At 62.4% G+C, this 12,635-nt stretch carries 11 protein-coding genes; 4 read left to right on the top strand and 7 right to left on the bottom strand.

The features are described from left to right. Nucleotides 1-68: 68 nt before the first annotated feature. Entirely contained in the window at nucleotides 69-2,414 is a 2,346-nt protein-coding gene (gene clpA / locus GHT07_RS14215; protein ID WP_153585765.1) for an ATP-dependent Clp protease ATP-binding subunit ClpA, read from the top strand. Nucleotides 2,415-2,478: 64 nt separating this feature from the next. On the opposite strand, the gene GHT07_RS14220 is transcribed toward clpA, so the two are convergent. Together GHT07_RS14220 and GHT07_RS14225 are read right to left on the bottom strand one after the other, a co-directional pair. Then, nucleotides 2,479-4,293, bottom strand: a complete 1,815-nt coding sequence (locus GHT07_RS14220) for a hypothetical protein (RefSeq protein ID WP_153585766.1) — start codon at nucleotides 4,291-4,293, stop codon at nucleotides 2,479-2,481. Between the two features lie 78 nt (nucleotides 4,294-4,371). After that, on the bottom strand, nucleotides 4,372-4,836 hold the full coding sequence (locus tag GHT07_RS14225) for an EVE domain-containing protein (RefSeq protein WP_153585767.1): 465 nt from the start codon (nucleotides 4,834-4,836) through the stop codon (nucleotides 4,372-4,374). A gap of 211 nt (nucleotides 4,837-5,047) precedes the next feature. Between GHT07_RS14225 and GHT07_RS14230 the strand changes: the two genes are divergently transcribed. Both GHT07_RS14230 and GHT07_RS14235 read left to right on the top strand, forming a co-directional pair. After that, a complete protein-coding gene (locus GHT07_RS14230) occupies nucleotides 5,048-5,875 on the top strand; it encodes a hypothetical protein (RefSeq protein WP_153585768.1) in 828 nt (275 codons plus the stop codon). 100 nt (nucleotides 5,876-5,975) lie between these two features. Beyond that, complete coding sequence (locus GHT07_RS14235) at nucleotides 5,976-7,124, top strand: ABC transporter substrate-binding protein (RefSeq protein ID WP_194792942.1); 1,149 nt, start codon at nucleotides 5,976-5,978, stop codon at nucleotides 7,122-7,124. A gap of 31 nt (nucleotides 7,125-7,155) precedes the next feature. Here GHT07_RS14235 and eno read toward each other — a convergent pair whose 3' ends face one another. Genes eno through GHT07_RS14255 form a run of 4 tightly spaced genes read right to left on the bottom strand, consistent with a single transcriptional unit; the run spans nucleotide 7,156 to nucleotide 10,724 of the window. Then, nucleotides 7,156-8,439 carry a phosphopyruvate hydratase gene (eno, locus tag GHT07_RS14240; protein ID WP_153585770.1) on the bottom strand — a complete coding sequence of 428 codons (1,284 nt, stop codon included), beginning with the start codon at nucleotides 8,437-8,439 and terminating at the stop codon, nucleotides 7,156-7,158. Next, nucleotides 8,436-9,449, bottom strand: coding sequence for a phosphotransferase (locus GHT07_RS14245; protein ID WP_323740942.1), 1,014 nt, complete (start codon nucleotides 9,447-9,449; stop codon nucleotides 8,436-8,438). Before GHT07_RS14245 ends, eno begins: the two co-directional genes overlap by 4 nt. A gap of 4 nt (nucleotides 9,450-9,453) precedes the next feature. Further along, nucleotides 9,454-9,753, bottom strand: a complete 300-nt coding sequence (locus tag GHT07_RS14250; RefSeq protein ID WP_153585771.1) for a chaperone modulator CbpM — start codon at nucleotides 9,751-9,753, stop codon at nucleotides 9,454-9,456. Between the two features lie 2 nt (nucleotides 9,754-9,755). Continuing rightward, nucleotides 9,756-10,724: a DnaJ C-terminal domain-containing protein gene (locus tag GHT07_RS14255; RefSeq protein WP_153585772.1), complete on the bottom strand. Its 969-nt coding sequence runs from the start codon at nucleotides 10,722-10,724 to the stop codon at nucleotides 9,756-9,758. 61 nt (nucleotides 10,725-10,785) lie between these two features. On the opposite strand from GHT07_RS14255, the gene GHT07_RS14260 reads away from it, so the two are divergent. After that, complete coding sequence (locus GHT07_RS14260) at nucleotides 10,786-11,703, top strand: ketopantoate reductase family protein (RefSeq protein ID WP_153585773.1); 918 nt, start codon at nucleotides 10,786-10,788, stop codon at nucleotides 11,701-11,703. A gap of 37 nt (nucleotides 11,704-11,740) precedes the next feature. On the opposite strand, the gene GHT07_RS14265 is transcribed toward GHT07_RS14260, so the two are convergent. Then, a complete protein-coding gene (locus GHT07_RS14265) occupies nucleotides 11,741-12,610 on the bottom strand; it encodes a GDSL-type esterase/lipase family protein (protein ID WP_153585774.1) in 870 nt (289 codons plus the stop codon). Nucleotides 12,611-12,635: the final 25 nt, after the last annotated feature.

The raw sequence follows: 12,635 nt of genomic DNA on the forward strand, positions 1-12,635 counted from the left end.
TGAGTTTGCAGGTATCGGCGCAATTTAGAGTAGTGTCACGTTTGCAAGTCAGGTTTTAAGGAAATTTCATGATTGCCCAGGAATTGGAAGTCAGCCTCCACATGGCATTTGTGGAAGCGAGGCAGCAGCGCCACGAGTTCATCACCGTGGAGCATTTGCTGCTTGCCCTGCTGGACAACCCCAGCGCGGCGGAAGTGCTCCGGGCATGCTCGGCCAACATCGACGACTTGCGAAAATCGCTGTCGAACTTCATCAAGGACAACACACCCCAGGTCGCGGGTACCGATGATGTGGACACCCAGCCCACGCTGGGTTTCCAGCGCGTCATCCAGCGCGCGATCATGCATGTGCAGTCCACAGGCAACGGCAAGAAGGAAGTGACGGGTGCCAACGTGCTCGTGGCGATCTTCGGCGAGAAAGATTCGCACGCCGTGTACTACCTCCACCAGCAAGGCGTCACGCGACTTGATGTGGTGAACTTCATCGCCCACGGCATCAAGAAGAGCGATCCGCCCGAGCCCGTCAAGGGCGCTGAGTCGTCGTCCAACGAAGGCGGCGAAGAGGGTGGCGAGAAGAACGAAAAAGCTTCACCGCTCGAGCAGTTCACGGTCAACCTGAACCAGCAGGCCAAAGACGGCAAGATCGACCCGCTGATCGGCCGCGAATTCGAAGTCGAGCGCGTCATCCAGATCCTGTGCCGCCGCCGCAAGAACAATCCACTGCTCGTCGGTGAAGCCGGCGTCGGCAAGACCGCGATTGCTGAGGGCCTGGCCTGGCGCATCACGCAAAAGGAAGTGCCGGAAATCCTGGCTGAGTCCAACGTGTATTCGCTCGACATGGGTGCGTTGCTTGCAGGCACCAAGTACCGCGGCGATTTCGAGCAACGCCTGAAGGGCGTGCTCAAGTCGCTCAAGGACAAGCCCAATGCGATTCTCTTCATCGACGAAATCCACACGCTGATCGGTGCAGGCGCTGCTTCGGGCGGCACGCTCGACGCATCGAACCTGCTCAAGCCAGCGCTGAGCTCGGGCGCGCTCAAGTGCATCGGCGCGACCACGTTCACCGAGTACCGCGGCATCTTCGAAAAAGACGCAGCACTGTCACGCCGCTTCCAGAAAGTGGATGTGGTCGAGCCGAGCGTGCAGGAGACGATCGAGATCCTCAAGGGCCTGAAGTCGCGCTTCGAAGAGCACCACAGCGTGAAGTACGCGGCGGGCGCGCTGCAAGCGGCGGCTGAGTTGTCTGCCAAGTACATCAATGACCGCCACCTGCCCGACAAGGCCATCGACGTGATCGATGAAGCGGGTGCGGCACAGCGCATCCTGCCGGTGAGCAAGCGCAAGAAGACGATCTCCAAAACTGAAGTCGAGGAAATCGTCGCCAAGATCGCGCGCATTCCGCCGGCCAATGTGTCCAATGACGACCGCGGCAAGCTGCAGACGCTCGAGCGCGATTTGAAGAGCGTGGTGTTCGGCCAGGACAAGGCGCTCGAAGTGCTCGCCGCCTCTGTGAAGATGGCTCGCTCGGGCCTCGGCAAGGGCGACAAGCCCATCGGCTCGTTCCTGTTCTCCGGCCCCACGGGTGTCGGCAAGACCGAAGCCGCGAAGCAACTCGCCTACATCATGGGCATCGAGCTGATCCGCTTCGACATGTCCGAATACATGGAGCGCCATGCCGTGAGCCGACTCATCGGCGCGCCTCCGGGCTATGTCGGTTTCGACCAGGGCGGCCTGCTCACCGAAGCCATCACCAAGAAGCCGCACGCGGTGCTGCTGCTCGACGAAATCGAGAAGGCGCATCCGGACATCTTCAACGTGCTGCTGCAGGTTATGGACCACGGCACGCTGACGGACAACAACGGCCGCAAGGCGGACTTCCGCAACGTGATCCTGATCATGACGACCAATGCAGGCGCCGAGTCGCTGAACAAGTCGGTGATGGGCTTCACGAACGTGAAGGAAGCCGGCGACGAAATGGCCGACATCAAGCGCTTGTTCACGCCCGAGTTCCGCAACCGCCTCGATGCGATCGTGAGCTTCAAGTCGCTCGACGAGCAGGTCATCCTGCGCGTGGTCGACAAGTTCCTGCTCGTGCTCGAACAGCAGCTGGCCGAGAAGAAGGTCGAAGTCACCTTCACGGACACACTGCGCAAGCACCTGGCCAAGAAGGGATTCGATCCGCTCATGGGCGCGCGCCCGATGCAGCGGTTGATTCAGGACACGATCCGTCGTGCGCTTGCCGATGAACTGCTGTTTGGCCGCCTGACCGACGGTGGGCGCCTGACTGTCGATATCGTGCTCGGCACCGACGAGAAGGGCGCAGAGACTTCTGAAGTCAAGCTTGACATCCTGCCATTGCCCAAGAAAGAGGGCAAAGCCAAGCCGGAGCCGGAAGAGGTTTCGAGCAGCGAATGAGTTGCCCGTTGCTTCCCACGAAAAAGCCGCCCTCGGGCGGCTTTTTCGTGCGTGCCGTATCCGGTCAAGCCGTGCGCCGGTTATTTGGCGGATTTCTCAGCGACGGCGGCTTCACCAGTTGCTGTGACCCACTTTGCTCTGCGCGGGCATCGCTCAAGCGTTGCAGCGCGTCTTTCACGCTCAGGCCCCATTTCTTCAGGCCAAAGAGTCCGAGCCTGACCATCTCGCGTGCATCGGAGCGTTCGGCGACCCGCTGCTTGGGAACGACGCCGCCAAACTGAGAGTTATGGTGGTGCTTGGCGGGTTGCGGCTGACGTGCACCGGGTTGTGCTGCCGGGCGCTGCGGCTGCGCTTGCGCAAATACCTGCTGAAGCTCTTCGACAGTCGGCTCGCCTGGCGCTGAAACCTTTGGCGCAGGGACGTGCATCACGACGGTGGCGGCACGATCGCGTCGCTGTGCTTTGGCCTCGGCGGGCTTCGCCTCAGGTTGAGTCTTGACCTCGGCCGTTTGCGGCGCAGCCTGGGCAATCTGCGATGGCCGTTCGACCACCTCCTGTGGGAAATACTGGAGCGCGAGCGGCTTGCCGAACAAGGCATTCAACTCGATCTGCGGTGCACTGCTGTAATGCGCGGGAACATAGGTATCCAGCACGGCCGAAATGTCCTGGCCTTCAAGTGCCGGATTGCCCGCATGCTTTGATCGCACGAAGCTTTCGAGGCGGTCTGCGTTGTGCCGAAGGATCGTCAGCGAGCGTGTGAGGTTTTGCGCAATTTCAAGGCCACGCTCGCTGTCCATGAACTCTTTTGCGTATTTGGCGAATCCATTGATGGTGGTGGCGAGTGCGCCTGGAGTTGGCTTGTCCGCCAAGTGGTCTGCATTTTCAGTTACCCGGACGTGAATCTGCCCGAGCAACAGAAGGGTATCGCGCAAGAGGTCGTCGCACTGGGCATGAGTGACGACCATCTTTTGGAGGTGCGTCGGATGCAAATTCAGCAGCAATAGCGGGATCAATGAATTCACGCCCGTCGCGGAGTTCTCAGCTTCTGAAAATTGTCTGAACTCCAGCTTCAGCCTGTTGACGAAGTCGATCACGGTATCGCACACCTCCTCGCTTTCGTCTTCGCGCAACGCGCTGAAGAAGCCGTCTTTCATCAGGCGGAAGGCGGGCACCGGTGTCTCCGGGTCTCGTAGCTGTGCAGAGAGAAACCCGACGATGTCGGCTGACGAAATCGGACGCGGTGGCTCGGCCCGCATGTGTGCAGGCAAAATTTCTTTGAGACCTTCCTCGTGTATCAATCCGTTGAAGAACGGTGCAATCAGGGTGACAGCTTCTTCTGTCTTCTTTAACACGCGCTGTTGATTGGCTAGTGCCTTAAACAAGTTCCCCAAGCCGCCCGGCTCGTCCAGGCAAACAACCGGCTGGTTGGGGCCGGCGGATGCCAGCGCACGTGCTTTGGCTTCGTCGTATCGCGCAGACTCATCCAATTTATTGATGGCACTCTCAATTGCCTGGGTGCTTTTGCCGGCCGACTCCACACAGCCCAGGACCCAATCCAGGTCGCTCACGCACAGAGCCTGCTTGTTTGCCAGGCGCGCGTCAGACAGCAACCGGTCGGCGAGCTTGCGGCCACAACCCTGAACCGCCAGGCGAGTCTTGGCGTCTGCGGCATTTTTCGAGACGTCTTTGAAATGATCGGCGATGAGAGTGCGCAGCTCAGCCGACTGCGCTGTACGTGTTGCGCGAGGATCTTTCGCGCCGATGACACGGAACGTTTTGGTCTTGCCCGACGGTTCAAGCGCGAATGGCGCTTCTGCTGCGCAACTCCCATTTGCAATTTGCTTCTGCGCGTTGGCCCGAATGCTCGAGATGGCCGGCATGGTTTTATTCCTATAAAGCTAGTTGGAGCAGCTTCGTAACCACTGGCACCGCAAGGTTCCACGACCAAAGTGTCGCTATCACCCCAACATCTTGAGAATCTGCTTCCAGTGCTTTGCCTCAACAGGCGTGATCGACAGGCGGTTGCCTTTTTTCAGCACGACGAGGTCTTGCAGACCCGGCGTCTCGCGCAACTCGGGCAAGGTGAGGTTGCGCGTCTTCTTGACGATCTGCACATCGACCAGTTGCCATCGCGGCTCATCGCGGCGCGACTTGGCGTCGTAGTACTTCGATTTGCTGTCGAACTGCGTCGGGTCGGGGTAGGGCGTTGATGCCACACGTGCGATGCCGACAATGCCCGGCTCGGCGCAGCTGGAGTGATAGAACAGCACGCCGTCATCGACCTGCATCATGTCGCGCATGAAGTTGCGCGCCTGGTAGTTGCGCACGCCCGTCCATGCAACGGTGGCTTTCTTCGCAGCCAGTGCGTCGTCCACCGAGACCTCTTGCGGCTCGGACTTCATCAGCCAGTAGTGCTTTGTCATGGTGGCGGATTATCCGGCTCGATACGTCGGTCTGCAGACAGGAGCGGCTGGCTGCCTAGGATGCGTATCGCGCGATCCGCGCTTTCTTTCGGGATCCACGATGCGAGCCACACCACCAACTTCACGAAGCCTCTACCCCCTTCGACGTGAGCACCCCGTCGCTAGCCACCAATCGAACCTGCCGCTGGCGCGTCGCCCGGCCGTTGTGGCCGTGACCGATAGTCTCGACTGCCTGTTCCTTGCCCTCGACAGCGGCGTTTACAAAATGGAGGATAAGCACCATGTTCATCGCGACATCGAACAGGTCGTCAACCTCATTGCGGCGCTCCCCGAGCAAGATCAGTCCGAACAACTTACGCACTTGAAAAGCAGGCTCGAGAAGCGCCGCGGCGGCGCTCCATGGTTTTTCGATATGGCGTTGGAAATCCTGGTGTCGAAATCGCTTGTTCAGCGCTCGCTGTCACAGGCGGTGCCCGTATCCGCGCAGACCTTCGAGGCGCGATTGGGCGCCTTGATCGCACTGGTCGATTCCAGGGAGATGAATCCGGAACACATCTATGCCGAATTTGAGCGGTTAAAGGCAGATATTTCCGGGTCGACGCTCAACGTGGACCTGCAGATACAGAGCACCATGGATGACCTGCTGGCCAGTATGGGCCCGGCGCTTGATCGCCACTTGCAAGAGAGGCAGTTGGCAGCGAACTTCAGCAATAAGGTCAGCCTCGAGTGCAAAGTGCCAGCTTCTGACGACGCAGCAAGTACAGCCGCGCCGCAGGAGTCGCGTGTGCAGGCTGTTGCGACGCAGCTGGCTGAACTCGGCGACACCGTCGCCGAAGTGGCGAACGACATGCCGCAGTTGGCGATCGAACAGGGGCAGGCGATGGTCCGTGCGATTTTGGCGTGCCCGCCGGATGCCCGGCCCTGCCTGTTTGCTCAGTACGCGGACGTTGTGAAGCCGCTCGTTGAGGCGTTTCCGGCCATTGCCCGGTTGCTCACGTTCATTCCCACGCCATCGGCGCATGACGACGAGCCAAGCTGAGCGGAGCTGAAGGCGCTGTCGCCAAGTGAATTGCAATTGATACGGGTCAAGGCTGTGTGCGTCCTGATTGCCAACAATGCAAATCTTCGTTGGAGATCCCATGCCCGTGTCCCGTCGCTCCGCTGGCCTCGCCATCGCCGCATCCATTGCCTTGCCTGCTGTACTACGCGCCCAGGAGGGCATTTCACCCGGCCAGATCCTGATCGGCCAGACCATCAGCCTGCAAGGCGGCAAGAACGACTATGCCGCTGCAGTGCTCGCCGGAATCCAGGCGTATTTCCAGTCTGCGAACCAGCGCGGCGGCGTGCATGGGCACACGATCGTGCTCAAGACGCTCGACGACGACGCCAAGCCCGCGCTTGCTCAGGCGAATGCGCGGCAGCTGGTCACGCAAGACAAAGTCTTCCTGCTGTTCGGCTCGATTGAAGGCGGGCCTTCCACCGCCGTGATGACCGTCGCCGTGGAAGACCAAGTGCCGTTCTTCGGCCCCATGGCAGGCTCGCCCGGCTTTCGCAGGCCGCACCAGCGCATGGTCTTCCCGGTGCGCGCCGAGCACCGCGAAGAGTTCCGCGCGCTGCTCGACTACGCAAAAAAGACAGGCGCCACGCGCTCGGCATTTGTGCGCTCTGACAGCGAAACTGGCTTGCAACACCTTGAGAATTTCAAGCGCCTGTGCAGCGAGCTGGCAATGCAGCCACCACTGGACTTGCCTTTCAAGTCCGACATCACCGACGAGCAGATCGCGAAGATGGCAGCGCAGATCGGCGCAGCCAATATCCAGGTCGTCATCAATCACGGCAGCTCAGGCATGTACGAGCGCCTGATTCGGCAGGCGCGGGCTACCGGCGTTCATGCCATGTTCAGCGCGGTGAACTCGGGTTCGAGCCAAATGGCGCATCACCTCGGCGAACTTGCCCGGGGCATGGTGTTCTCGCAGGTCGTTCCCAGCCCATGGGAAGGCAAGAGCGCGATCACGCGTGAATACCAGCAGGTGTTCGCACGTGAGAAGCCCGGCCAGGAGTTTTCATACGGCAGCCTCGAAGGATTTTTGACGGCGAAGGCGCTCGTTGCTGCCTTGCGCTTGCCTGCCAACCGGCTCACGCGCGAGTCGTTCGTGGCGGCGCTGGAGGCCAACCCCGGCCTGGAACTCAGCGACAGGTTGCGCGCCGTCTACAAGCCCGGTGACCACACCGGCCTTACGGCGGTGGATCTCGCGATCGTCACCAACGACCTGAAGTTTCGCCACTGATCCACGTGGCGTGGCTCCAGGCGCCGACCTTCTACGCGAGCTGACTCAAGCCCAGCGCACCGGCCCCCGCGAACGACGCGGGCGCGCCGGGCCGCGACTCGATGCGGATGCCTTCGTTCCACTTCGCCATTCGCTCCGAACGCGCAAACGAGCCGACCTTCAGCTGGCCCGCATTCCATCCGATGGCCAGGTGAACGATGGCGACGTCTTCCGTCTCGCCTGAACGTGCCGACACGATCGTGCGAAAGCCCGCCGCCTTTGCTGCATCCAGTGCCGCTTTCGTTTCGGTCACGGTGCCCGCCTGGTTCGGTTTGATCAGCACGCAGTTGCACGCGCCGATGGCGGCGGCGTTTTGCACGCGATCTGCGTTCGTCACAAGGTAGTCGTCGCCGACCACCTGGATGCGCTGGCCCACGGCTTTGGTGAACGCAACCAGGCCTGCCTCATCGTCTTCGGCCAGTGGGTCCTCGATGGAGACGATGGGGTAGCGCTCCACCCATCGCACGAGCTTCTCGCACATGGCATTCGAATCGATCTCGATGCGCTCCATCGCAAGCCGATACCGCCCGGCGTGGCCGAACTCTGACGAAGCGATGTCGAGCGCGATTGCCACGTCGCTGCCCGGAACGAGGCTCGCGCGCTCGATTGCAGCGACGAGCGTGTCCAGCGCTTGCTCATTGGTTGCGAAGTTGGGCCACCAGCCGCCTTCATCGGCAACGCCTGCCATCGGCCCACGCTCGGCCATCAGCTCACCGGCGCAGCGATAAACCTCGGCAGTCATTTCCATGGCCTGCGCGAACGACTTTGCGCCGCAGGCGATCACCATGAAGTCCTGCACGTCAGTGCGGCGGCCCGCATGTGCGCCGCCGCCGAAAATCTGGATCTGCGGCAGCGGCATCGTCGCGACGCTGTCTTGCGCGAGGTAGCGCCACAGCGGCATGCGTGCAGACGCAGCCGCCGCATGCAGCACAGCCAGCGACGTCGCGATCAGCGCGTTGCCGCCGAGGCGTGACTTGTTCGGCGTGCCGTCCAGCTCGATCAGCACGGCGTCGATGCCGGCCTGGTTCTCCACCTCGCTGCCCACAAGCTGCGGTGCAATGTCGCGCTCGATACCCTGCAGCGCCAGTTGAACATCCAGCCCCTTGAAGTGCTCACCGCCATCGCGCAACTCCACCGCTTCACGCGTGCCGCGCGACGCGCCTGCGGGGGCAACGCCGATGCCCGATGTGCCGTCTTCATTCGTCACTTCGACTTCCACAGTCGGCCGCCCGCGCGAGTCCCAGATACGGCGCGCCGCGATGCTGCTGATCTTCATTGGCAGACTTCCTTCATCCAGTGATCAGCCACGACAGCCAGTGTCGCGGGCTCCCGCTGCACCAGGTCCATCGCGGTCTCGCGCACGACAGCGCGCGTTGCTTCGTCCAGATATTCCACAGGCGACTTCCCATCGATACGCGCAAGCGCCAGGCCGGGCAGCAACGAGGCGACTCGTGCTTCGAGGACGTCGTGCCGCTCCCACTGCATATGCGCTGCGTAGGCCGACCAGAACGCCGCCAGGCACGCGAGCAAGTCGGCGGCGCGCGAGGGCATGTGCGCAGCCTTCAACAAAAAGTGGTTGGCGCAGAACGCCACGTCGAAAGCCGGGTCACCAAACCACGCGCATTCCGCATCGAGCAGCACTGGCCCTTGGGGCCCGAGCAGGATGTTCTTCGGGCTCACATCGCCGTGCACCAGTACGCGCTTGGTGTGCGCCGTGCGCTCGACCAGGCCAAGCAGCACGCCAGCCACAGCAGGGTGCACGCGCGCCGCCTCAACCAGGTAGGGCTCCAGCCTGATCGAATAGAAGTTGGCATCGTGCGCGAACCGCCTGGCGAGCACCGCGTCATCAGCCGTCGCTGAATGGATTTGCCCGAGCACGTCGCCCACGCCGCGCGCCGTGTCGAGCGCGATGTTGCCGGCCAGCAGCTGCGCCTTCCAGTTGCGAAACTCAGCGCCCAGAAACTCCATCACGAAGCACTTGGCGGCGTCGTGCTGGCCGAGCACTTTGGGCACGTGCTGCGGCACGATCGCGCCCACCGTGCGCAGCCAGTCAATTTCTGCAAACACGCGCTCGACTGGCACGACCCAGTCCTTGGCAACTTTCAGTTTGGGCAAGGCCTGCTTCAGGCAGTAACTTCCGCCGGGCACGTCAATGCGATAGATGCCTGACGAGACGCCACCCGTCAGCGCAGTGACGACGATCTTGTCGTCTGCCTTGGCCAGCGCGAGCGACACCACGATTCGCACGAGCGCATCGTGGTCACGCGACAGGTCGACATAGGCCACCACCTCAGCTTCCCGACAACTGCAAACGCCTGCGCAGCTGCGCGACTTCTTCGATCAGGTCTGCCGTCAGCGCGGCGAGTTGCGGGTCTGCGTCGTACGTGGCTTCGAGTTGCGCGATGCGACGCGCACGCACCAGGTCCGAGCTGCCGAAGCGCCACTGCACCGACCCTGCCTCCACATGCAGCACGCCCGCCTGCACGTGCTCATGCACCCACGTGAGCGTGACGCCGCAGGCGTTGGCGAGTTCTTCGCTGGAGAAGGCGGCTTCGTCCATCAGTTCGCCATGATGTGTTTCGAGCGTCATGTTCAGGCTCCCGTCGCGCGGCGCGCATTGAATGAAGGAAAGGCTTTCGACATCGCTGCATACGCGGCGCGCGCTTCGTCGGTCTCTGCGGGTGGCAGCGCAATCTCGACTTCGAGGTACAGGTCACCGGGCTCCTTGCCCGGCAAGCCGCGGCCTTTGAGTCGCAGCTTGCGGCCCGCCTTGAAGCCTGCAGGCACGGTCACTTCAGCATCGCCAGTGGGGGTTGCGACCTCCACGGCGCCGCCCAGCGCAGCCTCCCAGGGCGCGAGTGGCACCTTTTGATAGACGTCGCGCCCCTCGGCGCGCCAGCGTGCGTCGGGCTTGAACACCACCTCCAGCAGCAAGTCGCCCGCAGGCCCGCCGCCATAACCCGGCGAGCCCTGGCCCGCCAGCCGGATGTGCTGGCCTTCGCGCACACCCTTGGGGATCTTCACTTGCAGCTGGCGCTCTTCATTGACAACGTGCCCGGCAGCGTCGAGCTTTGCGCCGCGCAGCGAGATGGTTTTTTCAGCGCCCAGGTAGCTGTCGAGCACGTCGAGCTCGATTTTCGCGTGATGGTCCTCACCGCGCATCGATGTGCTTTCACGCGCACCACCGCGAGCCTGTGACCGTTGCCCTGCAGAAGCGCGACCGAACAGCTCCTCGAAGAAGTCGCTGAACTCCGGCCCGCCGCCAGCCCCGGCAAAGCCGCCCGAGAACTCGCGGCCCGCGTCCCAGTTGGGAGGAGGGCGGAAGTCGCCACCGGCACGCGCCTGCGGCTGCGCGCTCAGCTCATCGTAGGCCGCGCGCTTTTCCGGGTCGGACAGCACGGCATTGGCTTCGTTGATCTCCGACATGCGCGCCGCAGCGTCTTTCTCCTTGCTCACGTCCGGGTGGTACTTGCGCGCCAGTTTGCGGAAGGCCTTCTTGATTTCGTCCTCGGTCGCCGTCTTGGCAACACCGAGCACTTGGTAGTAGTCCTTGAATTCCATGCGTGGCTCCTGTGCAATTCCATTCTCGCGCGTCTGGTGCATCGTTCCTAGAATGGGTGGCATGACAACTCAACCATTCAAGATCGCCGTGATGGGCGCAGGCGCAGTCGGCTGCTATTACGGCGGCATGCTCGCCAGAGCCGGGCACGACGTGACGCTCATCGCGCGCCCCAGCCATGTCGAGGCAATTCGCGAGCGCGGCCTGCATATGGACACGCGCGGCTTCGACGAATTCGTCGCCATCTCGGCCAGCAGTGACGCGTCTGCGGTCAAAGGCGCGCAGATTGTGCTGTTCTGCGTGAAGTCGATGGACACGGAATCGGCGGGCGCGCAAATCCATCCGCACCTCGCGCCCGATGCATTGGTCATGACGCTGCAAAACGGCGTGGACAACGCAGACCGCCTGCGCAGCGTGATCCATGACCGCGCAGTGGCCGCCACCGTCGTGTATGTGGGCTGCGAGATGCTCGGGCCCGGGCATCTCAAGCATCACGGCCGCGGCGAGCTGACGATAGAGCCGTCGCATCTCAGCGAACAAGTTGCGCAGGCCTTCACTGACGCAGCCATTCCCACCACGGTATCCGACAACGTGCGCGGCGCGCTGTGGGTCAAGCTGATTCTCAACTGCGCCTACAACGCGGTGTCTGCAATCGCGCAGCTGCCCTATGGCCAGGCGGTGGCGGGTGTTGGCGTGAAGGATTTGATGCGCGACGTGGTCGATGAATGCAAGGCCGTCGCGAAGGCCGAGGGCGTCACGCTCGCTGGCGATGTTGACGTGGCCATCAGCAAAATCATCGAGACGATGCCCGCGCAGTATTCATCCACCGCGCAAGACCTGGCACGTGGCAAGCCGACGGAAATCGACTTTCTCAATGGCCTGGTCGTGCGGCGCGGCCAGGCGCACGGCATCAGGACGCCGGCCAACCAGGCGCTGTGGGCGTTGGTGAAATTGCTGGAGACGAAGCAGGCCGTCGCGTGACCAGCAGCGCCTTGTGCAGGCGGCTCGCGCAAGGGCCTCAGTACACCGCTTCGATCACCGGCACCCACTTCGCTGCCAGCTGCTTGTAGCCGCTGCGTGTCGGGTGGATTTCGTTTTGCCAGTCTGTCGAGGCCCCCGCGTCCGAGGCGGCAGCCGGCGCCAGCGTGCCCTGCGTATCGACCAGATGCATGTTCGGGAACTGCTGGCCCAATCGCACCAGCATCACGCGCAGCCGCTCGAACAGTTCAACCGACACGTCATGCCAGTCGTGCGGTGGAATGGCAAAAGCGGTGAATGCCTTGCACAGCCACGGGCCGAAGCCGAATCCCGCCGATGCATCTCGCGGCGTGGGCCGGTCGTAGGTGTGGAAGACCACCGGTGTGTGGCGGTTCTTGCTTGCGGCCTTGTCGCGGGCGGCAATGAAGCGCGTGAAGACATCCTCCATGTGGCCCTCGAAAGTCGACCAGCCTTCTTCGCTGATGTAGCGCGCGGCGCCGGCGACAGGTTGGCCCCACTCGCTGGCACGAAGCAGCAGTCGCTTTTCGGGCGAGTCGTGCGTCGACTGCACGGCATCGATCATGTCGTTGCCGCCGCCCGACAGCAGGATCGCATCGAACTTCATCGATAGTGGGCCGTTGAGAATCTGCAGGAACTTCGTGTCGGTGGTGGTGTCCGTCATGTGCGTCAGCACGGCGCCGGGCTTGGCGCAGTTGACGATGGTTGTTGATTGCGCGAGCTTCAGGCCAAACAGCAGGTTTGTGGTCCGCCAGGGTGGCAGGGCGCCGATCGAGAACCATGAGTCGCCTTGCGCCAGCAGGGCCTTGCTCGCAGTCTCCAGCGGATAGCCGCCCGTGTAGTCGTCGGGCGAAATCGTGATCGCTGGCGGGGCCGTCGATGAAGTGGGCATGGCCTTTCTCCTTCGCAAACTCGCT

Origin of the sequence: Caenimonas koreensis DSM 17982 (assembly GCF_009646335.1) — a bacterium.
In the GTDB taxonomy this organism is placed as follows: Bacteria; Pseudomonadota; Gammaproteobacteria; order Burkholderiales; family Burkholderiaceae_C; genus Ramlibacter; species Ramlibacter koreensis.